This window comes from Chthonomonas calidirosea T49 (genome assembly GCF_000427095.1).
In the GTDB taxonomy this organism is placed as follows: domain Bacteria; phylum Armatimonadota; class Chthonomonadetes; order Chthonomonadales; family Chthonomonadaceae; genus Chthonomonas; species Chthonomonas calidirosea.
Genome location: NC_021487.1, coordinates 952,115 through 974,837, shown reverse-complemented (window position 1 = coordinate 974,837; position 22,723 = coordinate 952,115). Strand labels below are relative to the sequence as shown.

Annotated in this window: 18 protein-coding genes, 1 tRNA gene and 1 pseudogene; 9 read left to right on the top strand and 11 right to left on the bottom strand. The window is 56.6% G+C overall.

What is annotated here, in order from left to right; translation table 11 throughout:
• Position 1: 1 nt before the first annotated feature.
• Together CCALI_RS04075 and CCALI_RS04070 are read right to left on the bottom strand one after the other, a co-directional pair.
• Positions 2–2,311 carry a hypothetical protein gene (locus CCALI_RS04075; protein WP_016482208.1) on the bottom strand — a complete coding sequence of 770 codons (2,310 nt, stop codon included), beginning with the start codon at positions 2,309–2,311 and terminating at the stop codon, positions 2–4.
• Positions 2,312–2,463: 152 nt separating this feature from the next.
• Complete coding sequence (locus CCALI_RS04070) at positions 2,464–3,213, bottom strand: YebC/PmpR family DNA-binding transcriptional regulator (RefSeq protein WP_016482207.1); 750 nt, start codon at positions 3,211–3,213, stop codon at positions 2,464–2,466.
• A gap of 207 nt (positions 3,214–3,420) precedes the next feature.
• On the opposite strand from CCALI_RS04070, the gene CCALI_RS04065 reads away from it, so the two are divergent.
• Together CCALI_RS04065 and CCALI_RS04060 are read left to right on the top strand one after the other, a co-directional pair.
• Positions 3,421–4,365, top strand: coding sequence for a UDP-glucuronic acid decarboxylase family protein (locus CCALI_RS04065; RefSeq protein ID WP_016482206.1), 945 nt, complete (start codon positions 3,421–3,423; stop codon positions 4,363–4,365).
• 11 nt (positions 4,366–4,376) lie between these two features.
• Positions 4,377–5,705 (top strand): thymidine phosphorylase, encoded by a 1,329-nt coding sequence (locus CCALI_RS04060; protein ID WP_016482205.1) that lies wholly within the window; start codon positions 4,377–4,379, stop codon positions 5,703–5,705.
• A 39-nt stretch (positions 5,706–5,744) separates the two neighbouring features.
• On the opposite strand, the gene CCALI_RS04055 is transcribed toward CCALI_RS04060, so the two are convergent.
• Entirely contained in the window at positions 5,745–6,701 is a 957-nt protein-coding gene (locus tag CCALI_RS04055; protein WP_016482204.1) for a Fe-S oxidoreductase, read from the bottom strand.
• A gap of 3 nt (positions 6,702–6,704) precedes the next feature.
• The gene (locus CCALI_RS04050) at positions 6,705–8,099 is read right to left on the bottom strand and encodes an asparagine synthase-related protein (protein WP_016482203.1); all 1,395 of its coding nucleotides are present in this window, start codon (positions 8,097–8,099) and stop codon (positions 6,705–6,707) included.
• A 221-nt stretch (positions 8,100–8,320) separates the two neighbouring features.
• Between CCALI_RS04050 and CCALI_RS04045 the strand changes: the two genes are divergently transcribed.
• On the top strand, positions 8,321–10,624 hold the full coding sequence (locus tag CCALI_RS04045) for an ABC transporter transmembrane domain-containing protein (RefSeq protein WP_016482202.1): 2,304 nt from the start codon (positions 8,321–8,323) through the stop codon (positions 10,622–10,624).
• A gap of 96 nt (positions 10,625–10,720) precedes the next feature.
• Complete coding sequence (erpA, locus tag CCALI_RS04040; protein WP_016482201.1) at positions 10,721–11,131, top strand: iron-sulfur cluster insertion protein ErpA; 411 nt, start codon at positions 10,721–10,723, stop codon at positions 11,129–11,131.
• 75 nt (positions 11,132–11,206) lie between these two features.
• On the opposite strand, the gene CCALI_RS04035 is transcribed toward erpA, so the two are convergent.
• From CCALI_RS04035 to CCALI_RS15660, 5 genes are all read right to left on the bottom strand, one after another.
• Positions 11,207–11,953, bottom strand: coding sequence for a hypothetical protein (locus tag CCALI_RS04035; protein WP_016482200.1), 747 nt, complete (start codon positions 11,951–11,953; stop codon positions 11,207–11,209).
• A 153-nt stretch (positions 11,954–12,106) separates the two neighbouring features.
• Positions 12,107–12,856 (bottom strand): ribonuclease III, encoded by a 750-nt coding sequence (gene rnc / locus CCALI_RS04030; RefSeq protein WP_016482199.1) that lies wholly within the window; start codon positions 12,854–12,856, stop codon positions 12,107–12,109.
• A 26-nt stretch (positions 12,857–12,882) separates the two neighbouring features.
• Entirely contained in the window at positions 12,883–14,079 is a 1,197-nt protein-coding gene (locus tag CCALI_RS04025) for a pyridoxal phosphate-dependent aminotransferase (protein ID WP_016482198.1), read from the bottom strand.
• Positions 14,080–14,092: 13 nt separating this feature from the next.
• Positions 14,093–14,410 carry a hypothetical protein gene (locus tag CCALI_RS04020; protein WP_016482197.1) on the bottom strand — a complete coding sequence of 106 codons (318 nt, stop codon included), beginning with the start codon at positions 14,408–14,410 and terminating at the stop codon, positions 14,093–14,095.
• A gap of 21 nt (positions 14,411–14,431) precedes the next feature.
• Positions 14,432–14,833 (bottom strand): double zinc ribbon domain-containing protein, encoded by a 402-nt coding sequence (locus tag CCALI_RS15660; RefSeq protein ID WP_016482196.1) that lies wholly within the window; start codon positions 14,831–14,833, stop codon positions 14,432–14,434.
• Positions 14,834–14,923: 90 nt separating this feature from the next.
• Here CCALI_RS15660 and CCALI_RS04015 point away from each other — a divergent pair, with 90 nt between their 5' ends.
• Positions 14,924–16,888 (top strand): DUF3857 domain-containing transglutaminase family protein, encoded by a 1,965-nt coding sequence (locus CCALI_RS04015; protein ID WP_016482195.1) that lies wholly within the window; start codon positions 14,924–14,926, stop codon positions 16,886–16,888.
• A 17-nt stretch (positions 16,889–16,905) separates the two neighbouring features.
• On the opposite strand, the gene CCALI_RS15945 is transcribed toward CCALI_RS04015, so the two are convergent.
• Together CCALI_RS15945 and CCALI_RS04010 are read right to left on the bottom strand one after the other, a co-directional pair.
• Positions 16,906–17,005 (bottom strand) — tRNA-Sec (locus CCALI_RS15945).
• A gap of 89 nt (positions 17,006–17,094) precedes the next feature.
• Positions 17,095–18,615: a sialate O-acetylesterase gene (locus CCALI_RS04010; RefSeq protein ID WP_016482194.1), complete on the bottom strand. Its 1,521-nt coding sequence runs from the start codon at positions 18,613–18,615 to the stop codon at positions 17,095–17,097.
• A gap of 436 nt (positions 18,616–19,051) precedes the next feature.
• On the opposite strand from CCALI_RS04010, the gene CCALI_RS04005 reads away from it, so the two are divergent.
• The 4 genes and pseudogenes from CCALI_RS04005 (at position 19,052) to CCALI_RS03995 (ending at position 22,722) form a co-directional block, all read left to right on the top strand.
• Positions 19,052–19,435, top strand: a complete 384-nt coding sequence (locus tag CCALI_RS04005; protein ID WP_016482193.1) for a four helix bundle protein — start codon at positions 19,052–19,054, stop codon at positions 19,433–19,435.
• Positions 19,436–19,642: 207 nt separating this feature from the next.
• On the top strand, positions 19,643–20,095 hold the full coding sequence (locus tag CCALI_RS04000) for a restriction endonuclease (protein WP_052572324.1): 453 nt from the start codon (positions 19,643–19,645) through the stop codon (positions 20,093–20,095).
• Between the two features lie 38 nt (positions 20,096–20,133).
• A pseudogene (locus CCALI_RS16710) lies at positions 20,134–20,378 on the top strand (DUF6079 family protein); the annotation flags it as partial.
• 274 nt (positions 20,379–20,652) lie between these two features.
• Entirely contained in the window at positions 20,653–22,722 is a 2,070-nt protein-coding gene (locus tag CCALI_RS03995; protein ID WP_016482192.1) for a helicase-related protein, read from the top strand.
• Position 22,723: the final 1 nt, after the last annotated feature.

The following is a 22,723-nucleotide window of genomic DNA, read 5'->3' as shown; positions in this document are numbered from 1 at the left end:
GTTAGCGTCCTCCAGGCAAGGGCATGGTATTAGTGGCCGCCGGACGGTTGCTGGGAATATCGGTCAGGGGTTGTTCTGAAAACGGAGAGATGCCCGGGAAATTGCTAGGCGCGTTTGGAGGCGTAGGAAGATGTACGCACAACAGCGCCGTCTCGTCGCCAGCAACATCGTGGCCGTCTATTTGGGCTGGAACGACGGGTACATCCAGCCAAGCTGTAAGCAGTAGAGAGGCCCGGCCAAAGCCATCGTCCGCTAACATATTTGGGGCACCGCCGAACCCAAAAGACCCCATAATGGTGTTGGCGACATTTGTGCCGCTTAAGAGGTCGGCTAGCGCTTGAGTTAGGAGTCGCTTTTGTGAGTCGGTCGCGGTAAGAGGAGGGGGAGAGACCGTGACCGTGTTTGTAAACCCGTAGTTGGCGGAATAATAGAGAAGAGAAGACATGGGAAGGGTAATGTGAGCGGTACTGTTCGGCGCAATGTCCCCAATACCATAGGATCGGCGCAGCACGGAGACTTCGGCGTTTTTGAGTGCAAAACGGGTTCCATTGTGGATGCTGAGCTGAATAGTATGTGGGGTATACCAGCGCGCCGTAGTTTCTACGCTACCCCCTAAGGCCAGTTCAAACGGCGCTTCAAAGTTGCAGGTGCTCCAAAACGGCACCTGCACATTGCGAAGCTGCACACCCGCATCGTCCACCACCAAGGTACCGGAATTAGGAAGGAGAGAAGGATCGGATACCGCCATAAACTGAGGATAGTAGAGACGATTGTTGGGGGTAGCATCGGTGGAGGAGAGGGTAATGCTCACATTAGCGGGGGTAGGCAAGTAGAGGGCCATTTGCGCCAGGCCGTAGGCCCGATCGGAACCGGCCTGTGTTTCCAACACGGCCACACGATTAAAGGAGACGATATGCGCGCGCATGCTGGCTCCAATGGCGTAGGAGCCGATGGAGAACAGCAGGATGATGGCCGGGGTCGTTAGCCAGGCCAGCTCTTTCCGATCCATGCGTTTTAGCACAAGATAGTTGACGGGAACCAGCAGCAGAACGTAGCCTAGGGTAAACAGAGCGATGAGGCCGAGAGAGGGAAGTTGGGTAGCTTGCGGGTTGGCCAGTGCATCGAGAAGACCATCCATGAGATTGGTTGAGCCTGTCCACATCCCGTCATTAGCGAGTATCTCTACAGGAGAGACCTCAAAATTGCCGCTAAGAAGCAGGTCGCGCCAAAAAGAGGCGGCAGCAGGCCAGGTGGTGAAGGCGGGATCCATATAATCGAACGTTGTAAAGAGCACAACACCGTTGCCATAGGGGCGTTCGAGCACTAAAGGATTCCCCTGTTGATCTGTGAGCAGTACTTTGGCATCGTGTTGAAGCGTGCCGGTGGTGAGGGCGATGGGGTGGTGTAGCAAAAGAGGAGTTTGATAGCGTGTGACCAGCGTGGGCAGTTGGGTTAGGGTGCGAATGCCATTAGGAATCAGTGGGAAGAGATCGTGGAGTGGGCAGCTTTTTAATCGGTTGATATCGGGGCCGCCGGAGACGATGAGCGTGCCACCAGAGCATACGAAGCCGCGCAGGGCGTCCACCTGCGCTTGCGAGGCATGGTTTTCAAGATCGAGGTCGCCAAGGGCGACCGCATCTACCGGGGCATAGGCCTGTGGTGAGGAGGGCAGCAGGGCTGGTGAGGTGGTAAGCAAGACAATGGGGTTGATCATGGCATTTATATTGCCAGAACCGAGAAACGTACCTCCTAAGCTGCCTGTATCTTGACCACGATGGACGATGTCGAATAGATGGTTGGCAAGGAAGTGGAGTGCGGCCGGATGGGAATCGAGCACGAGCAGGTTATAGGAGATATCGCTTAGCGGCACGGAGAGGGGCACCTGCGTTGGGCCTGCCAACAGGTGTCCATCCTGTATCAACTGCACGCTGATCTCTTGCTTCTGTAAGGGATAGGTGAAGGGGTTATCGAGCTTTAGGGGAGACAGGTCAATAGAGAACGTCTCTGTCTGGTCAAGCGGGCCTCCGTCGAACAGTAGGTTACGAATGTAGGTGTCTTGGTGATCACCACGGCGCACGATGACTTGCAGTTGAGTAGCCCCCTTTGGCGCGGTTCCGACCAGGTGAACCGCAAGCAGGTTCCACGAGTGGGGGCGGTAATAGGTGATACCGCCGGTGAACGAGCCAAACCCAAGCAACGGCTGCAGAGCAATGGTAGGCGCGGCGGAGAGAGGCGCGCACAACCCTAGCCACAGCAGTCCGAAGACTGCAACGCAAAGTGGACGTAGATCTGCAATGCGTCTAGGGGTCATCGCCCCTCCCTCATCCTAAGCGTAAGTCTAGTGGTGGCCGGCCGGTGGTGAAGGCATAGAGACAAAAAGGCGGATGCCAACAACGTTCTGTTGTTTAAAGGACAGACGAAGTACGAAGGCCGTGCGTTTCATTTTTTTGCAATGTTCCCGATTCACCCCTCAGAGGCCTCCAGCACCTCGTCGGCAATATCGAAGTTAGCATAGACATGTTGAACGTCATCGTCTTCTTCAAGGCGTTCTAAAAGGCGGAGCATCTGTTGGGCTTCTTTCCCTTCAAGGTGAACCAAGTCCAGCGGCTCCATTGTGTATTCGGCTCGCAGCATCGGGATGCCGGCATCTTCGATAGCTTGGCGCACTTTGGCAAAATCTTCCGGTTGGGTTACGATCTCGTAGTTCTCCTCATCGGTGCGCATATCTTCCGCACCGGCTTCTATGGCAAGTGCGAAGAGTCGGTCTTCCTCCACTGCCGTCCGTGGGATGACAATGAGCCCGATGGGCCTAAAACGATAGGCCACCGATCCCGATTCTCCTATGCGCCCGCCATGTTTGCTGAAGATGCTACGCAGGTTGGCCACCGTTCGGTTGCGGTTATCGGTGGCACACTCCACCAAAATCGCCACACCTCCGGGGCCGTAGCCTTCATAGGTGACCTCCTCATAGGCTTCGCCTTCCAGTTCACCGGTGCCGCGCATGATGGAGCGGCGAATGTTCTCTTGGGGCATGGAGTGTTCGCGAGCCTTTTGAATGGCAAGCCGCAAACGTGTGTTGGTTTCTGGGTTTCCACCGCCTGTTTTCGCCGCAATGATGATCTCACGAGCAAGTTTGGTGAAGAGATTTCCGCGTTTTGCATCCTGCGCGCCTTTGCGCAGGCGAATGTTGTGCCATTTGGAATGTCCCGACATAGTGAAATCGTTCTCCTTACTCCTACAAACCGGCGAGCACGGTGAAAAGCGCTCCCGGAATTCCTATCAAAAATGACTTAATCGCAACTCGGATTATATCACAAACGCCCTTTAGGGAACAACTTCTGTTGAATGCAAGTCCTTCTTTAGAGAAGGCTAGCGGGTATACTGCCTTAGAGATCGTTTGTGGGAGAGGTAACTCATAGCATGCCCCGTGCATTAGTGACGGGTGGGGCCGGATTTTTAGGGTCCCATCTCTGTGATCGGCTGCTCGCCGAGGGCTTTGAGGTGATCGCGATGGACAACCTGATCACCGGAAATACGGATAATATCGTTCATCTTCTGGACAACCCTCGTTTTCGGTTCGTGCGCTACGACGTCACCGAGTATCTCTACATTGATGGTCCCATAGACTATGTGTTTCACCTTGCCTCCCCGGCAAGTCCGGTGGACTTTCCCACGAAGCCCATCCAGATTATGAAGGTAAATGCACTCGGCACGCACAAGGCACTTGGGCTAGCCCGCGCCAAAAACGCCGTTTTCTTTCTTGCGTCCACGTCGGAGGTCTATGGCGACCCTCTGGTTCACCCTCAAAGTGAAGAGTATTGGGGCAACGTGAACCCTGTGGGCATTCGCGGAGTTTACGACGAATCAAAGCGCTTTGCAGAAGCGCTGACAATGGCGTATCATCGTTATCATGGGGTGCCAGTGCGCATTGTACGCATCTTCAATACCTATGGGCCTCGCATGCGCCTCGATGATGGACGCGTGGTGCCCAACTTTGTTGGTCAGGCGCTGCGAGGCGACCCCATCACTGTCTACGGCGATGGCAAGCAGACGCGCTCCTTTTGTTACTGTTCAGACCTCATAGAGGGTTTTTGGCGGTTGGCCCTGTCGGATCTAACGGGGCCGATCAACATCGGGAACCCAACGGAGCGCACCATTTTAGAGTTTGCCCAACTGATAAAGCAGCTCACCAACAGTAAGAGTGAGATCGTTTTTGAGCCGCTTAAAACGCCTGACGATCCCAAACAACGTCGTCCAGACATCACCAAAGCCCGAACGCTTTTGGGCTGGGAGCCAAAAGTGGGATTGGAGGAGGGTCTCCAGTACACGATCGCCTATTTTGCAAAGAAACTAGGCCTTAGTTAAGGAGAAGCCTGGTGCGCGCTGTGGAGTTTATCGCCAAGAAGCGCGATGGTGGTGAGCATACAGAAGAGGAGCTGCGCGATTTTATCGGTAAGGTGACTGAAGGCAGTCTGCCCGATTACCAGGTAAGTGCGTGGCTCATGGCGGTGTTTTTGCGCGGCATGACGATGCAGGAAACCTGTGCGCTCACTCGTGCGATGCGTGATTCGGGTGAACGGATAGACCTTTCCGATCTCCCCAACGGCCCCACGCTCGACAAGCATAGCACAGGGGGAGTGGGGGATAAAACGTCGCTTGTTGTGGCGCCGTTATTGGCAGCTGCCGGCATCCCTATTTTAAAAATGAGCGGCCGTGGGCTTGGTTTTTCCGGAGGCACCATAGATAAGCTAGAGGCCATACCGGGGTTGCGCACCGCCCTAGGGAGGGAGGAGGCCAAGCAGCAGGTACGCTCCATTGGGCTCGCTATTCTTTCTCAATCGTCCCAACTAGCCCCTGCTGATGGCAAGTTGTACGCTCTTAGAGACGTTACCGCCACGGTCGAGTCGATCCCGCTTATCGCGAGCAGCATCATGAGCAAGAAGCTTGCCGGAGGTGCCAAGCGTATTCTGCTGGATGTGAAAGTTGGTAGCGGCTCTTTTATGAGGGAACTCGAGCAGGCGCGGGCATTGGCGAGCACACTCGTAACGATAGGGGTTCAAGAGGGGGTGCCGACGCAGGCCGTGCTAACGGATATGGAGGAGCCTTTGGGGTGGACGGTAGGGAACGCCTTGGAGGTTGAGGAGGCCATTCGCGTCTTACAAAACGCCGATGCTGCGGAGCCGCGCTTTTTAGCACTCTGTTTGGGGCTGGTGGAACATGGGCTGCTTGCGTGCGAACGTGCAAAGAATCCTCAGGAGGCGCAGAACATAGCAGAGCAGTTGCTGCGGTCGGGTACTGGAGCGGCAAAATTAGAGGCAATGATTCGCGCTCAGGGAGGGCCAAAGGCTTTAGAGGCGGTACTGACCGCTCTGCCACGTGCACCTATTACCTATAGGGTAGAGGCGCCTGAGGATGGGTTCATTGCAGCGATAGATGCACGTGTCGTGGGGCTATTGGCTGTGGCATTAGGGGCTGGACGTTCCACGAAAGAGGATAGAATTGACCCTGCAGTAGGAATTGTGCTCCATAAAAAACGAGGTGCTTGGGTTCACGCTGGCGAACCTCTTGCAACCCTGCATTTGCAGGATACGCAGGCATCGCAACGAGACCATTTCAAAACAATGCTTCTATCGGCCTACCGTTTTGCAGCCGAACCCGTCGTTCTGCCTCCAAGCCCTCTCTTAGAGGTTCTGTCCTCTATATGAGGCTTGAAGTCTTCGAGGTTGCCCTTCTAAAGGCGGTGGTTATGTGCAGGCAGGGCAGAATACAGGGGGCTGCGGCTGCTGGTCTCGATTCATAGCCGCCAACCGTGCGATGCGTGCCGACGCACAGGCGCAAGTGGCGAAACGCTCGATGTCCCAAAGATCCACAAAGACGCGCCCCTGTCGCCACCGTAATCCCTCTTCAAGGAGCTGTTCGAGGAGAGAAAGCGTTGGCGGTGCATACCAACCTTGGGCTGCGAGCCTCTCTATGGCGCCATTTCCCCCGCGCGTTGGTATGAGGCAACAGACGGTAGCCCCCTCTTCGAAGGCTATCTGCATGGAACGAATAACCCATTCATAACCCTCTTTCTCATCGAGGAAGGGCGGAAAAACCAGAAGGAAGACTCGCAGGGCGATCTGGTGCGCGCGAAGGAAGCGAGCCGCTCGTCGAAAATCCTCCACCGTCATGCGCTTATTCAGGCGGTCGAGCGCAAGTGGATGGGCGGTCTCCAAGCCGATGGCCACTTCCAACTCGCCCGCAAGTCCCTTCTGAAACGCAAGGCACCGTTTTCCCAGGAAGACCGGGTGGCTCTCCACAATCACGCGCTCGAAGGGGGCGAGCAGGGCTAGCAGGGCGTCGTCGTCCGAGGGAGGAACGGCATGGGGGTCGAAGAAGCTGCCGGCGTTGTAGAGCTTGATCTGTTTTGCCGGTGGTAGCTGTTCGAGCGCCCATCGAATCTGGGTGGGTATGGCCCCTTCCGGCACCGAAGTATCGAGCGTGTTTTTCCAGAGGTCGCACATAAGACAACGGAAGGGGCACTCTTTGTTGGTGAGAAAAACCACGTTGGAAGAGACAATAGCGCCTTTTGGGTCGCGCTCTTCCTCGTGGAGCCATGCATATGGCCGCCAAGGATCCAGAGGGTTCTTCGGCCCGCGCAGGCTTACAATCCAGCGGTTTCGGTCGGCAGGTCGTTCTGGATAGTCTCCTAGGGTGGGCATGCTCTATCGCTTCAAAGACGGTAGGGGAATATTGAGATCGTTGCCCGAGATCCTCTCCGAGGGATCGTCCCAAACGTCCTTGAGGCGCTCTTGCCATTGGCGTAGGAACACTTGGCGACACCAGCCCTTGCCTACGCGCCAGTGGCGGTAGCTGTTATCGCTAACCCCATCTTGGAATCGCCGTTTTGGTGGGGTGGGCATATCCACCCCAATTAGGGCGCGAACGCCAGCTCGAACGACTTCTGCCTTGAGGTTGTAAAGACGCTCTACATCGCCACCGACGAGTTTTGAGAAAGGAATCGCGGTAGAGGCCGCAATAACCGAACGGACCGTGTAAGGCGAAAAGGCATGAAATCCATAACGTGCCGCAGGGGCAAAGGTGCGCACGTAAGAGCGCGAAAGCCCACCGGAATAGGTGAGGCTATGTTTGATGGCGTCTACGCCCCAACCCTCTTGATAGAGCAGTGGATTACGGAGAACGCTAGAGAGGGTGAGATCGGAATCCTCCAAAGGATAGTCTTTTAGATTTTCATCGCCCCCGTCACCATCTAGCAGATATTTCAGGTGCGGGTAGCGCTCGCGAATGCCTTCGAGGAGGCAGATACCCATGGCAGCACACTGGACATCGAGGGGATGGTAGTCTTCGATAAGCTGAATGGCCTCTTCCATGTTCACGCGCGAGGCCTCCCGTTCGATCGGCTCCCAGATACTGCGAAGCCCTAGTTGAGTTACTACCTGTTCGGCCTGAGCCATATCGGCGCCTCCTCCAAGGTTAAGGGTAAAAGCACGTAGGTTTTGGGGATTACGCCCTAGCTCTTGGAGGGCATGATAGGCCATGAGGAGCACGGAGGTGCTATCTACACCGCCGGAGAAGGCGAGGGCGATAGGTTCCTGAGCCGGCAGCGTGCTGAGCCACTGCTTAAGCGCGTTATAGGCCGCCCGTACGTAGGCAATGCCGCATGCTTCGATAGACTCTGGACCTGTCTCGACGGGCGGGCTGAAGAAACGATGGTAGCGAGGGGCCGGATCGGGACAGCCGATCTGTTCGATCTCGATAAGGTAGTGGGCAGGAACCATGCGGGTATAGAGGGGATCGAACTGCCATCCAATTTTATGCTGCTGACACCACTCGAAGATGCGGTCTATGCGATCGGCAACGATCAGAAAAGGGCCGTGAAACATTTTTGCCACAAAGTAGCGCAACGGAATGCCAATGGTTCGGGCCAAGCGAACGGTCTGTCCCTCACGCGCGACCACAGCAAAGTGTCCATCGGTTTGGGCAAGCGCGCTCACGTCGCCCGTTCGCACGGCCTCTTGCACTTCAGCAAGCGTTTTCCCGGTGAGCCCAACCTGCTGTGGTCCGGTTAAATCTACTAAGCGCTCTACGCCGGTAAGCATGTTAGCGGTAAGCTCCTCTACAACGTTTTAAATTTATTTCGCCATCGGCTCTGTTCTTTCCTGCATCCAAAAATGCGCGTCGCTTCGGCAGAGGGGGAGATGTATAGCGAGTGGCGAAGGAGGAGAACTTTTTTGAACACAAAACTTTTGATTTAACGAACCAAATCAGAACTTGAAACGTAGTATTACGAAATGAACCTAATTCGGAGAAGCGCATACCAATGCCGATTCTCGAAACGCTGCCGGAAGAGGTCGAAAACAGTCTGCGCACCCTACGTGCCGGCGACCTAAAAGACGAGCAAGCGGACGAAACTTTACAAAAACTTCTTGGCTCCGACACAGGTTTCCCAACTGCAATTACCCCGCGCATCACCTTCGCCACCGACCTCAACGTTGCCGGTGAGTTTGCCACCGAATGGTTGGTGGTTGACGATACGCACATCTACGTTTTTGCCCCAGATGGCGAAGGCTCGGCGGAGATACGCTATGCCATACCTCTTTCGAGCGTACGCCGTGTGACAGCAGAAATGCAGGTGGGCAACGGCCTTATCGAGCTAGAGACGGATACAACCGTCATTCCGTTGTTACGTTATTCTCTCTCGGTGGTGGCGGAGGCAAACGCCATTGCGCGTCAGCTGAACGCGATGGTCAAAGGCGAAGAGCCTCATTTGGAGGCGCTGAAAGAGACGCGCAAGAGGTTGTGTCCGCGTTGCCATCGTATCTTACCACCGGAGACGAATGTATGCCCCGCCTGTATTGACAAGCGGGCGACGCTCATTCGGCTGTTCAGTTTCCTCGCACCCTATAAAGGGTTGGTGGCGCTGGGGTTGGCGCTTCTGCTCTGTTCCACGGTGACCGATCTCACGCCCCCTTACATTGTGGGCCGCATGGTGGATCTGCTGATTCGCCAGACTCGTGCCAACGATCATCGCCTGCTACCGCTTGTGATGTGGGTTTTGTTGCTCGCCTGCATGCGAGTGCTAAGCGCGGCGATCAACTATGGACAGCAGCGCCTGAATCCATGGCTTGGTGGACGGGTAAGCATGGATATCCGCATGGCGCTTTTCCGCAAGCTAAGCCAGTTTTCTTTGGGGTATTACGACAAGCGAAGCACCGGCTCGGTGATGTCGCGCATCACCAACGATGCCGACAACCTGTGGGACTTCATTACGGGGGGCATACCGTGGCTCGTTTCTAACACGCTTACGCTGGTGGGTATAGGCCTCGTTCTTTTCCGCATTAACTGGCAGTTAGCGCTGCTCATGCTCATTCCGGCGCCTTTCATCTTTTTCCTCACCCGCTGGTTTATGCCGCGCGCTCGCGCTCGATTTCATGTGGTGTGGCATCGTATCAGCAAGCTCTACTCGGCGCTTAACAGCGCTCTATCGGGCATTAAGGTGGTGAAAGCCTTTGCTCAAGAGCATCGGGAGGTGGAGCGTTTTCGACGCCGAGCCGAGGCGGTTTTCCGTGCAAGCTTTGAGGCAAACGCATTTCGTGCGACCTACTGGCCTTTGTTGGGGCTGCTAATGAGCGCGGGCTCCTACATTATCTGGATCGCCGGCGGAAGCAAGGTGTTGCAAAACCACGGCATCATGACCATCGGCGAGTTGACCATGTTTAACGGCTATCTCATGCAGTTTTATCAGCCCTTCATGAACTTCAGCCAGGTAATGGACTGGTCTACGCGCTCCATGACAGCGGCCGAGCGGGTTTTTGAGATCCTCGATACCGAGCCCGACATTCGCGATAGCGAAAACTCGGTGCCCATGCCGACGATGCGCGGCGAGGTGAAGTTTGAGAACGTCTCCTTCTCTTACGACAAGGCGCACTATGCGCTGGAGAACTTTAACCTTGAGGTGAAGCCAGGCGAGATGATCGGTCTCGTAGGGCATAGTGGGGCTGGAAAAACGACCATTATCAACCTGCTGTCGCGTTTCTACGATGTAACTGAGGGACGCATTACGATAGATGGGGTAGATATTCGCGATATTCGGCTAGAGGACTATCATCGCCACTTCGGCATCGTGCCCCAGGAGCCGTTCCTCTTTCCAGGAACGATTCGCGATAACATCGCCTATGCGCATCCGGAGGCGACCCCCGAGGAGGTGATGCGTGCTGCCAAAGCTGCCAACTGCCATGAGTTTATTCTGCGTTTTCCAGACGGTTACGACACGCAGGTGGGCGAAAGAGGGCAGCGCGTTTCCGGTGGAGAGCGCCAGCGCATCTCCATAGCGCGTGCCATTCTGCACAACCCGAAGATCCTTATTTTGGATGAGGCCACGGCCAGTGTGGATACGGAGGCCGAAAAGCAGATTCAAGAGGCCATCGCGCGTTTGGTGGAGGGGCGCACGACCTTTGCCATCGCCCACCGCCTTTCGACATTGCGCAACGCCGATAGGCTTGTGGTCATGAAGGAGGGCAAGATGGTCGAAATGGGCACGCATGAGGAGCTGATGGAGAAGGACGGGGTATACGCGAATCTCGTGCGAATTCAATCGGAGATCAACAAACTTCGCGCTGTCTGACGTTGCATTTTTCTGCGTCTCTAACGTAAAATGATATTAGCGCACACACAAGAAGCTTCTTTTCGGAAGCCGTGTAGAACAGGATAAGGAGTTCGTATGGCCTCTATAGATACTCCGGTTAATCCCGGAATCGTGTTAACTGAGCGAGCCGCTCAAGAGATTCGTGGTCTGTTGGAGAGTCAAGGAAAGGCCGACGCAGCTCTGCGCGTTTTTGTGCAGGGCGGCGGATGCTCCGGCCTAAGCTATGGCATGGCCATTGACGACGTGGTGGAAGAAGACGATTTCGTCTACGACTGCCATGGTGTTAAAGTGGTGGTAGATTCTCTCAGCATTCAGTATATCAAGGGCTCCTCCATTGACTATGTGGAAGACGTCATGGGGGGCGGTTTCAAGATTGATAACCCCAACGCCATCCGCACCTGCGGCTGTGGCAGCTCTTTCTCCACCGAGGAGGCGGGAGAGAGCGACGCCGATGGCGGTTGTGGCCCTGGCTGCGGTTGCCACTAGTTGGTGTTGTCAGGGACGTTTGTGAGCTTATAATTGAGGGCGCCTTTAGGCGCCCTCTTTTTTAGGCGAGAGGCCTCAGCGGTAGAGCCGTGGAGGCCGCGGTCTATGGCTTTTTCTCCGTAAACGGCTCAGCAGGCCGCCTAAACCTAGGGTCGCCAAAAGTGCTGCGGCCCCATTCAACTCTGGGACGGCAGCGCTAAAGGCGTGTACCAAGTAGTGGAAACCGTTTGCTTGGCTTGGGTTCACCCCTCCATTTGCCAAGATGTTGTACGGCGATAGAATGATGGAGCCATGGCGAAAGGAGAAAGGGGGATAAGGGCCTGCCGGCGGGTTGTGCATAACGTCGAAAACCGGCCCAAGGCTGGGATCAAGCGGATTCGGAGCGGTGGAGGCCAAAAAGCCCGTCCCGAACGGAGTGATGGGGGAGTAGGCCTGTTCATTGAAACTCCAATAGCCGGCTACTTCGTCCACAAAGGCGGTTTGCTGGAAAGGATAGAAAAGGTCATAGCTCCAGCGCTGGGTTGGATCGCCGGCAAGCGGGCCGCCGTTTGTCGTTTCGATGTCGAGCACGAGCCACTCTGAGTTTAAAGAGATAGCGTGAATCGATTCGGTGATCTGCAGCTTTCCGTTATCGGCGGAGATGGTGATAGGGGAGGAGCTAATGGAGAATGTGGATGTAAAGTTATCCGGTGCGTTTTGGGCGACGAGAGTGAAAGTGCCTCCTCGTTGAAAGACCTGCGACCGGGCAAGTTGCGAGGGGATAAGCAGGCAAAACGTAAGGCAGAACGTTGTGCGTGATCGCAGATAAGGGTACAGCTTCATCTACTTCTTTTCCGTTCTTGGAGTGTATCGCTGGAGGGCTACTGAACAGCCTGATTTATCCAGTGGGATACCATGATCATTTTAACATACTTCAAATCGCTTGAAAGCGTAATAAGCAAGCAAACATTAGATTATCAACAAAAACCAGCAATTTTACTTGTTTTCGTCTTCCCTTTCCATTTGGCTCCAATGAGCTAGCGCCGCACGGGCCGCTTCTTGTTCGGCCTCCTTTTTGCTTTTGCCTACCCCGTACCCCAGCGGGCGCTCGTGCAGCAGCACCTCGGCCTCAAACGTTTTATCGTGGTCGCTGCCGTACTCCGTTCGGATGCGATAGACCGGGGTAAGACGATATTGGGCTTGGACGAGCTCTTGGAGTGTGGACTTGTAATCGCGGCGGTAGCTCTCTTTAATAGCCTCTTGAATGATGTCGGCCATGGCCCTCTCCACGAACTTTTTGGTGGCAACTAGGCCCCGGTCGAGATAGAGAGCGGCCACGATGGCCTCGAAAGCGTCGGCCAAGATCGCGCGTCCACCGCGCCCCTCTAGGAGGGATTCGGGGTAGGCGACAACGACAAACTCCTCGATGCCGAGTCGGCGTGCGGCTTCGACGAGGGCCTGCTCGCTAACGGCGTAGGCTTTTGCCTTAGCGAGGGTGCCCTCTGTCACGTCGGGATGGTGCTTGAAGAGCCATTCTGCCACGATAAGGCCGATGATGGCATCCCCAAGAAACTCCAACCGTTCGTTGCTTTGAAGCTGATGCGAGGAGACGGCAGAGCGATGCGTGATGGCCTGTGCGAGCAGCTCTTTTCGACGAAAATCTACCCCCAGTCTCTGTTCAAGCTGTTGTAGCTTATCTAAGGGTAAGACGGTGCTATTTTCCGTGAGCTCTTCTCTATCCAGCATACGGCCTTCTCCTCATCACGCGCTTCCTACTCTAGTTTGCGAAGAGCCTGAGCCATCCGTTCCAGGCCTTTCTCGATCTTCTCCATAGAGGTGGCGTAAGAGAGGCGGATGTGCGTGTCGGCACCAAAGCCAGAGCCGGGCACCACGGCCACACCGGCCTCATCGAGAAGGAATTCGGCCAGCGCGTCCGAAGAGGCGATCACTTTGCTTCCCGCTTTGCGCCCAAGCAGGGCCGAGATGTCGGGGAAGGCGTAAAAAGCGCCTCCCGGCATGGGGCAGTGAACGCCGGGCATGGCGTTTAGGCGTTCCACCATGGCGTTACGCCGCGCTTCAAAAGCCTGTCGCATCTGCTCCACCGGTTCCTGAGGCCCAAGGAGGGCGGCAACTGCGGCCTTCTGAGCGATAGAGGTGGGGTTGGAAGTGGACTGATCCTGCAGTCTCCCCATAGCGGCGATAAACTCTTCATTCGCCGAAGCCACATAGCCGATGCGCCAGCCCGTCATGGAGTAGGCTTTGGAGCAGCCATTCACGGTAATGGTATATTGAAAACTCTCACTGCCTAGGGCGGCTGGGCTAACATGTTGGCGGCCATCGTAGATCAGCTTCTCGTAGATCTCGTCACTGATAAGATAGATCTGGTGTTGAATGCACAACGATACGATCTCTTTTATCGTTTGACGCGACGCCACGGCACCGGTGGGGTTGCAGGGTGAATTCAGCACGATGGCCCGCGTTCGTGAGGTGATGGCTTGACGGAGAGCTTCACGAGTTGGCATGAAGTCGTTTTTCGGGTCGGTTGGTACAAAGACGGGGACGCCGTCGGCAAGTTTGACCTGTTCTGGATAGGTAACCCAATAGGGAACGGGGATGATCACCTCATCGCCAGGGTCGAGCAGCGCCTGCATAATGTTGTAAAGGGAGTGTTTGGCGCCGCACGAGACGATGACTTGAGAGGGCTTATAGTGCAGCCCATTATCGCGTGCCAGTTTCTCAACGATGGCCTGCTTAAGGTCGGCATCACCGCTGCTAGGAGTATATTTCGTGTAGCCGGCCTCCAGGGCAGCAACGGCCGCCTGTTTGATGTGGTCGGGGGTATCGAAGTCCGGCTCTCCCGCGCCGAAGCCTATGACATCCTTGCCTTGCGCGGCTAGCGCCTTGGCACGGGCCGTGATAGCTAACGTAGGAGAGGGAGCTGTGTTACGTGCTCGCTGCGAAATGTGCATACTATCTTTCCTTTCATAAGGGATTGTTGATATTAATGAGGACGAGCCCAATAACAAGTAGAACGGTGTAGCCGATAAAGGCAATAAGCCCAGCGCGTTGCCACTTTTTCTGAACCGCGAGAAACGTTTCCAGATCGCTATAGCGGCCACTTTGCCGAGCGATCTGCATGCCGGAAAAGCCATAGTAGAGGCGCAATCCACACCAGATCAGTGTCCAAAGCAAAAAGAAGACGGCCACTTCGTCGGAAGCCTTGCTGTTTGAAGATAGAAAGAGGGCACTGTAACCCAACACCAACAGGAAGAGCGCGTTGAAGACGACGCTTATGATCACATGCGCGCGCAGCCGCTGGCTCTATGCCCAGAAAAGGGTAAGGAAGGCCGCTCCCCAGTGCCAGCTTGATAAAACCGAAGTATCAAGGCGATCGGCTACGCTGCGAGGAGCCATGGACTGGGGAACCACTAAGAGATAGCGGCTACAGGTAGGGTCATAGGGATCAACCACCATCCCTCGTGGGGTGCGACATTGGGGGCACGCTATGTTACGGGCCGGAATCGTTGCTCCGCATACAAGACAGCGTTCCGTTATGGTGGAAGGAGAGGTCGTAGTGGAATAAGACACTGCGCCCGCAGGGGCCTGCTGGATTGTGGTCTGAGGAGTGGGGACTGTTAAGCTTGAGACCTGTAGCCTGGTGCCACAATAGGGGCATGTGGATGCAAAGGGCTCGATCTCTTGTCCGCACTGTTGACACCGCATGGCTCTCTCCTCGTAAAAATTATACCAGTCTAATGGCTACCGCTGTGGCCCCAGGCAGGAGAACATCGGTAGAAAGGCGAATTCAGCAACATGAAATGGTCTCATGTCGTTTTTGTTGTGATGGGATGGATGGTTGGGCAGCAGCTGGCTTTGGCGCAGTCGCCATCGGCTACAAAGCCGGTGATCCCGCCCACACTCGATGCCACCCTGCAGGAGGCGTTGCGCACAGCTCCGGATCAAAGTCGGTGGCCTAACAGTCACTATGTGAAACTGCTAGATCTGGGCGAGCTTACCGTGGAGCCGGATGGCACAACCATAGGAATCTATCGCGAGACCTACAAGCTGTTTGATAGGGCTGCGCGCGCGTTGGCCGAGGTGCATCTGCCGTTTAACAGTAGCTTCCAGGAGCTAACTCTTGTCTCGGCGCGCACCATTGAGCCAGACGGAAAAGTGCTTACCGTCCCTCTCAATTCGTTACGGCAAGAGGGCGTGGAGAGCGACTACCCCCTGTACGACGACGCGGTGGCCATCGGGTTTTCCATGCCCGGCATCCAAGACAACTGCGTTATAGACTACACCTATAAGATCGTCACCCATCCCACATTTTTCCCTGGGCTTGTAACGGCCTATTGGGGGTTTAACGATGCGTTCCCGGTGATGCTAAGTCGTTACACCCTACATGTGCCGGCGAGCATGACGAATCTGCGCATTCGGCTGCATCATATGGAGGGCGTTAAGACCTCGGAAACGATTTCCAAGGATGGGCACACCAAGACGTTAACATGGCAGATGGGGCCTCTCGACCCTATTCCTATAGAGACGGCGATGCCGGCCATTGGGGATGTGCGGGCGTGGATGGAGATTTCTAGCCTGCCAGATTGGCAAGCGATTGGACGTTGGTTTTACAAACTGTGTGCACCGCAGTGGCAGTCCGACGATGCGATGAGGCAAAAAGTCGCTCAGCTCCTCACCGGCCTGACCTCTCCGGAAGCGCGTGCAAGCGCGATCTACCGATGGGTCACCGATCACGTTCGGTATGTAGGGCTAGAGTTCGGGCTTTCGGCCTACAAGCCTCATGCGGCCGCAACGGTGTTCCGCAATCTCTATGGGGACTGTAAAGACAAGGTTATTCTGCTTATCACCATGCTGCGATTAGCGGGCATCGAAGCTCAGCCGGCGCTGCTTTATGCTGGCCGTTTACGTCCTCTCACGGCGGATCTACCCTCGCTCACCGCGTTTAACCACTGCATCGCCTTGGCCTCGGTAAACGGCAAGAGCGTTTGGATGGATCCGACAGCTGAAGACTGCCCCTACGGCGTAGTCCCAGATGCCGATCAGGGGGTACAGGCTTTGGTTGTATCGGAAAACGGGGGAACCTTGCAAACCGTGCCCATCGGCACACCGGAGCAAGAGGGAGCCGATTTCCTCATCACCATGGTTATAGGGGCGAACGGGGCGGCCACGGTTACGGAGAAGGCGATTTTAGAGGGCGAAACGGCGCGAAGCGTAAGGGGCACATGGCGTGACCTTACCGAAGACCGCAGGAAAACCTTTGTGGGGCAGCTCATTCAACAGTTCGGAATCTCAGGTGAGATCAACGAATGCACGCTTTCGGAAAAAGCGCCGGAGCAAGATGCCGTAGGGCTCGATTGTCATCTGCAGGCTGCCAGCGTGGGGCGCGACGCAGGGAATCTCCTTTTACTGCCGGCCTTCTCTGTCCTACTCAACCAGGTGGATGCACGTCCCTACTCCGCACCGAAGCGCGTTTGGCCTATTGTCATCGAGCACCCCTCGCACGTCAGCGACATCGTCTCTGTCACCTTGCCGAAAGGCTGTCGTGTGTTGCACCTGCCCGCCTCGGTTCATATCGAGGGGCCTTTAGAAACCTACGATCGAAAGGTGACCCTCTCGGACGATGGGAGCCGGGTGACGATTTCCGACCGTTTTGTTCAACGGAATGGGGAGGTGGCTGTGGCGGACTATGGGAAAGAACAACAGTTTTGGGGGCAGGTAATACAGGCTTTGCAAGATACCCTCGTTGTGCAAAAACCCTGATCATCCTGAGGTGCAGATGGCGGGAGCGTGTGGGAATCGAACCCACCAGAGACGAGATCGGCTCGCCTCTCGCACGATTTTGAAGACCGGGAGGGCCACCAGACCCCATCCGCCCCCAATAAAAATATAATGCATCTTGTCAAGTACGCACTCTCTTCCTCCCCTTTTCAGGGAAGGTGTTTGGTACGTCCCAAAGCACCTTAAGGTTAATGGTTGTTACGGGTTATCTCCGTCCAGTCATCGGTGCGGAAGGGGAAGGCAGGAAGACCAGCACCATTGTAGAGGTTGCACTCGGGATTATCGGCCCATGCGTATCGAACGGCCACGGGGTTAGGCACATCGGGTGAGGAGAGCACCACGCTGTTGCCATCGATCTGGGCGTCGGCCCAATGCCACTGTTTATCCGAACCGGCAATCGCAAACCCAGTGAGCTTCCCGCCTTTTGCTACGAGGCCTCCATCGGTATGGTCGAAAAAGATCCGTACCGTATGACCCTCCACTTTCATCGAGCGGAACGTGGGGCCGGAGTAGGTCACTTTTTGTCCATAGACTTTAGCTAAGGCGTAGAGCGCGAGGCGCTTTCCGACATCCTGCTTATCTTTGGGGTGAATGTCGTTGGCGTCGCCGATATCTATCGTGCATACGATGCCGGTATTTGGCACCGTGCTGGCGACAATGTATTGGGACTCGCGCAGTTCCGCCCAGGCGCTTTCTGTTGGATCGGGCTTTTGAGGGCCAAAGTTAGGCAGCTGCACGATGAGGAAGGGGAAGTTGCCTTCGTTCCAAGCAGAGCGCCAATCGCGAATGAGGGCGGCGAGCAGGGTGCGATACTGATAAGCCCTCCCAACATTCGATTCGCCTTGATACCAGATCACTCCTCGAATGGCATAGGGCACGAGGGGAGCGATCATGCCGTTGTAGAGCACGGTTGGGGCGGAAGGCATAATCCCAAAGCTGTTCGGTTTAGCATTCGGGTCGTTCTCCACTTTGCGAAGCGCATCTTGAAGATCGGCAATTTGGGAGATGGAGCGAGCGCTGATCCATGCCTCGGCCGGCGTGCCACCCCAGGAGGAGTGGATGAGCCCGATGGGCACTCCCAACGCCTGATAAAGCGCGCGGCCAAAGAAGTAGGCAACGGCAGAGAAACCACCCCAACCTCCCGTCGCCACATTTTGGGGGTTGCATTCTACCCACTGATTTACCAAGTTCGGCTGAGGAGGATTCAAGCAAGCCATGGGGGTGGGAACGGAGTAGAGCTGCACGGAAAAGAGGCGTATTTGAGGGTAGTTGGCGTTGGCGATCTCCTGCTGTGCGTTCAGGCCGTTGGCAATGCCGAACTGCATATTGCTTTGGCCAGAGCAAAGCCAGACATCCCCGGAGAGCACGTTGTCGAACTGTTCCTTTTGGTTATCGGGGCCGGTAACTGTTATTTGGTAGGGCCCGCCAACCGGTAGAGGACCGATGCGTGTCTGCCATGCTCCTTTATCATCCGCTGTGACCACCAGATGTTCTTGGAAATAGGGACCGGTCACGCTGACGGTGACATTGGCGTTCGGGGTGGTCCAGCCCCAAATGGGGTCTCTGCGTTCCCGTTGAAGCACCATGTTGCTGCTGAAGATGCGACTCACCAAAGGGAGATCTGCGTTGCCAGCATTGGACTGAGCAGAAACGGGTCGCAAGGCGAAACAGAGCAGCAGGACCACGAGCAGAGAGAGGGTCGCTTTCATAACAAAAACTCCTTCTTGGAAGGTAGATGCTGGAGGACTTTCTTGGCAGCATTATACCCTCCAAGCAGGTGTTCATCGCTAGCATGGTTGAATGAGGTACAATGACACGCAATCGGCCTAGCGGCCGGACAGGGGTTTCGTTACTCAGGACTGAGGACTCAGGACTGAGGACGGAGGGAGGAGGACTGAGGGATGGGGACTGAGGACTGAGGGATGAGGACTGAGGGAGGAGGGATGGGAAGGACTGAGGACTGAGCGATGAGGACTGAGGACTGAGGGATGGGAAGGACTGAGGACTGAGCGATGAGGACTGAGGGATGAGGGATGGGAAGGACTGAGGACTGAGCGATGAGGGATGGTAACTCAGTCCTCAGTCCTCATTACTCAGCACTGAGCTTTGCTGCTCAAGAATGGTGGACAAGATAAGGCTCTGCTTATGGCGAAAGTCGAGCGTTTCGAAGAGTTGATTGCCTGGCAGAAGGCGCGGGAACTTACGGAGGCCATATACGAGGTGACGCGGCAAGGTGCCTTTGCAAAGGATTTGGGCTTGAGTGGCCAGATTCAACGAGCTGCGGTTTCGATTATGTCGAATATCGCGGAAGGATTCGAACGTGGGGGGCGTGGTGAGTTTCACCAGTTTCTTTCAACCGCCAAGGCCTCTTGTGCAGAGGTCCGTTCGCAGCTCTACGTAGCCCTTGATGTCGGCTATCTTGATCAAACGAGCTTCGACCGATTGATGAAACAGGCAGAAGAAGTTGCTCGCATCCTTGGTGGGTTGCGAGCTGCTGTGGACAAGCAACGAAGGGATGGCGGGAAATGAATCGATCGTCTCAGTGCTGAGGACTGAGGGATGAGGACTGAGGGATGAGGACTGAGTGCTGAGAGATGAGGACTGAGTGCTGAGGGATGAGGACTGAGGGATGGGAAGGACTGAGGACTGAGCGATGAGGACTGAGGGAGGAGGACTCAGTCCTCAGTCCTGAGTCCTCAGTCCTGAGTCCTCAACATCGAGTCGCTAACCGGAGACGTGCTGGAGAAGGTGCGCGGGGCAAATCCAGCGTTGTTCGAGCGCTTGGTGATCCGGCTCCTCGTTGCGATGGGGTACGGAGGCGGCCTGCCTCAAGCTGCTCAGGTCGTGGGTGGGAGCGGCGATGAAGGAATCGACGGCGGCATCAAAGAAGATGAATTGGGCCTGGACGTCATCTACGTTCAAGCCAAGCAATGGGCCAATCCGGTGGGGCGTCCTGAAGTTCAGAAGTTTGTCGGCGCGTTGCACGGAAGAGGCGCAAAGAAAGGCGTCTTCATTACAAGCTCGGAATTCACCAGGGAGGCACGCGATTATGTCAATCGGCTGGAGCCGCGAGTCGTTCTGATCGATGGGACGACCATGGCGCGCTTGATGATCAAACATAACGTGGGCGTAACTACCGAATCTGTTTATGAGCTGAAATCAATAGACCGGGATTTTTTCGAGGATTGAGCCTGATCAGCTCGTTTGAGATAGGAGAGGCCATACAGATGAAGTACGAAAATCTAGTCCAATTCGAGCCCATCGAGTCCGTCGTCCAGCTACGGGATGCCGATGTAGCCGTAAGCGCAAAAAGCTGGTCAGCACCTATGTCCCCTCCGACGAGATGGCCGAACGAATGACTCACCTGGTGATCCCCCAGCTTCAGTTCGATCAGGCCGTCGATAACAAAGGACTGCTTGTCGTCGGCAACTACGGCACCGGTAAGTCGCACCTGATGTTGGTGATCTCCGCTTCAAGGACGAGAAGAAGGCCGATGAAGTGTTCCTTCGCCTGACCAACACGAACCTGCCTGCGCCGCAAAGCGGAGCGACGCGGCAGGCAGGCGAAGAGTTTTGGACCGCGCTGACGAACGACGCCACGGCGCTGGACCTCGCGTCTACCTCGAGCGGCCACGCCAAGGCCACCGGAACGCTGCGGAATCGATTCGCTTAGACCGACCGGCGGCCAACTTGCCCGTTCGCTGGGCGGTCAGCCGCATCACTATCCCAGAGAACGGAGCTTTCACCATGACCGACATGCTGATCGAGACGAACACTCGGGTTGTGGTTCGCGACCGACCCTGGATCGTCCGGGAAGTGAAGAAGATAGCGGATGGGCACCACCTGCTCACGCTCGAAGCCCTGGATGGCGAGGAGCCCATCCGCCTTCCCGTGTCGGTGCCGCCCGAGGAACCGCAGCCCTTGCCTACGGAGGACCTCTGCTTCGAACTGCGCCAGCTCGATTCCCTGATATCGTGGTCGAGCAGCCACCGAATCCTGGCCGCCACGCTGGTGCGGGAGACAGGTCTCCTTTCGGGAGCCCGTTTCGGGCGGGTGGCGCTCGAGGCCTATCAACTGGCGCCAACGCTGCGCCTCTTGGCCAAGCCGCGCCCGAGCCTGCTCGTCGCCGACGACGTGGGGCTCGGGAAGACCATCGAGGCGGGACTCGCGATGCTGGAACTGATGGCCCGCGGGCGTGTGCGCCGCGTGCTGGTCGTCGCTCCCCCAGGGCTTATGGAGCAGTGGCGCGCGGAGTTGCTGGAAAAGTTCGGGCTGGTGTTCCAGATCGTGGGAAACGCCTCCGACCTGGCCGCTGCGCAGGAAACCTTGCCGGCGGGGGTGAGTCCGTGGGATGCACTTCCCTATGTCATCACCTCGATCGACTACCTCAAGAAAGAGACGGTGCAGAACCGGGCGCTGCGCAAGCGCTGGGATCTGATCATCGTGGACGAGGCGCATGCCCTTGCCGAGTCGGGGACACCGCAGAATCCCTACCGCACGCAGCGGACCCGCCTCGGAGGGGCGCTCCGGAATGCGAGCCGCAGCCTGCTCCTCCTCACGGCGACGCCGCACAACGGCTACGCGCATGCCTTCCGCTCCCTCGTGGAACTGGTGGAACCGACCCTAGCCACGTTCTCGGGGTCGCCAGAGGACCTTCGCCGGCGCGTGGAGACGGCCATGATCCGGCGGATGAAGCGACAGATCCGACGCCGGGTCGACGGTGGCGAGGTGCCAGTTTTCCCTCAGCGCAAGGTCGAAGGGCTGCCGGTTCCTCTCTCAGGGCCCGAAAAGGAGCTCCTCGAGAAGGTTTCGTCCTACTGCTCGCGAACCGCACGTCAGGCCGAAGGGACCGACGAGGCGGAGCTTGTCGGCTTTGCCATGCAGATCGTAAAGAAGCGGGCCCTTTCGTCCCGCCGGGCACTGCTTACCACAATCGAAAATCGGCTCGAGGCGCTCGCCAAGGCCGAAGCCCGGGAGGAAGCCCCCTCCCACGCGGAGCTTCGGGACTATCAGGCAGATCTTCCCCTCACCGAATCGCAGAGCGAGCGGACGGCGCGGCGCATCCTCAGGTCCGCCATCCCGAAGGACGAGAAACGCCGCCGTTCCGAACTGCAGAGCCTCAAAAGCATCTGGGCGCGCCTCAAAAAACTGCCCGATCGGGATGCAAAAATTGAGGCTCTGCTCGCGGAACTCAAATGCGTCTTCGCCGACGACCCGGCGGAAAAAGTCATCGTCTTTACCGAATACCGAGACACGCTCGAAGCGATCCGCGCCCGCATCGACGCCGATCCCGACCTGGCGGACCACTACGTCATTCTGCACGGCGGCCTGACCCGGGGACAGCGGCTCCGGCGGCAGGAGCTGTTCGAGCGCCCAGAGATCCGCGTTCTGCTCGCCACGGACGCAGCGAGCGAGGGGCTCAACCTCCAGCATCACTGCCGCCGGGTCATCCACGTGGAGCTTCCCTGGAACCCGAACCGGCTGGAGCAGCGCAACGGTCGCGTGGACCGCTACGGCCAGAGCCGAGAGCCGATCATCCGTTTCCTCTACTACCCCGATAGCCCTGAAGACGATGTCCTGCGCCGTCTCGTCGAGAAGATCGAGCAGATGGCAGCGGATCGGGTATCGACCCCGGACATCCTGGGACTGATCCAAGGCCAGCAGGATTTTTGGCAGGAACTGGTCCGCCTCGACGCGGAGGCGGGCGATGCCGAGTCGGGAAAGCAGGGGTTGGTGCGCACCTTCGAGGACCGCACCGAACAGTTCGTGCGTGACTTGCAACCTCTCCTGCTTGCGAGCGGGGGCGTCCGAAGATGAG

What these genes read in the sequence shown, in the direction of transcription:
- CCALI_RS04075 (WP_016482208.1), bottom strand. Translation starts at nt 2,311, where the DNA reads ATGACCCCTAGACGCATTGCAGATCTACGTCCACTTTGCGTTGCAGTC.
- CCALI_RS04070 (WP_016482207.1), bottom strand. Translation starts at nt 3,213, where the DNA reads ATGTCGGGACATTCCAAATGGCACAACATTCGCCTGCGCAAAGGCGCG.
- CCALI_RS04065 (WP_016482206.1), top strand. Translation starts at nt 3,421, where the DNA reads ATGCCCCGTGCATTAGTGACGGGTGGGGCCGGATTTTTAGGGTCCCAT.
- CCALI_RS04055 (WP_016482204.1), bottom strand. Translation starts at nt 6,701, where the DNA reads ATGCCCACCCTAGGAGACTATCCAGAACGACCTGCCGACCGAAACCGC.
- CCALI_RS04050 (WP_016482203.1), bottom strand. Translation starts at nt 8,099, where the DNA reads ATGCTTACCGGCGTAGAGCGCTTAGTAGATTTAACCGGACCACAGCAG.
- CCALI_RS04045 (WP_016482202.1), top strand. Translation starts at nt 8,321, where the DNA reads ATGCCGATTCTCGAAACGCTGCCGGAAGAGGTCGAAAACAGTCTGCGC.
- erpA (WP_016482201.1), top strand. Translation starts at nt 10,721, where the DNA reads ATGGCCTCTATAGATACTCCGGTTAATCCCGGAATCGTGTTAACTGAG.
- CCALI_RS04035 (WP_016482200.1), bottom strand. Translation starts at nt 11,953, where the DNA reads ATGAAGCTGTACCCTTATCTGCGATCACGCACAACGTTCTGCCTTACG.
- rnc (WP_016482199.1), bottom strand. Translation starts at nt 12,856, where the DNA reads ATGCTGGATAGAGAAGAGCTCACGGAAAATAGCACCGTCTTACCCTTA.
- CCALI_RS04025 (WP_016482198.1), bottom strand. Translation starts at nt 14,079, where the DNA reads ATGCACATTTCGCAGCGAGCACGTAACACAGCTCCCTCTCCTACGTTA.
- CCALI_RS15660 (WP_016482196.1), bottom strand. Translation starts at nt 14,833, where the DNA reads ATGCGGTGTCAACAGTGCGGACAAGAGATCGAGCCCTTTGCATCCACA.
- CCALI_RS04015 (WP_016482195.1), top strand. Translation starts at nt 14,924, where the DNA reads ATGAAATGGTCTCATGTCGTTTTTGTTGTGATGGGATGGATGGTTGGG.
- CCALI_RS04010 (WP_016482194.1), bottom strand. Translation starts at nt 18,615, where the DNA reads ATGAAAGCGACCCTCTCTCTGCTCGTGGTCCTGCTGCTCTGTTTCGCC.
- CCALI_RS04005 (WP_016482193.1), top strand. Translation starts at nt 19,052, where the DNA reads ATGGCGAAAGTCGAGCGTTTCGAAGAGTTGATTGCCTGGCAGAAGGCG.
- CCALI_RS03995 (WP_016482192.1), top strand. Translation starts at nt 20,653, where the DNA reads ATGACCGACATGCTGATCGAGACGAACACTCGGGTTGTGGTTCGCGAC.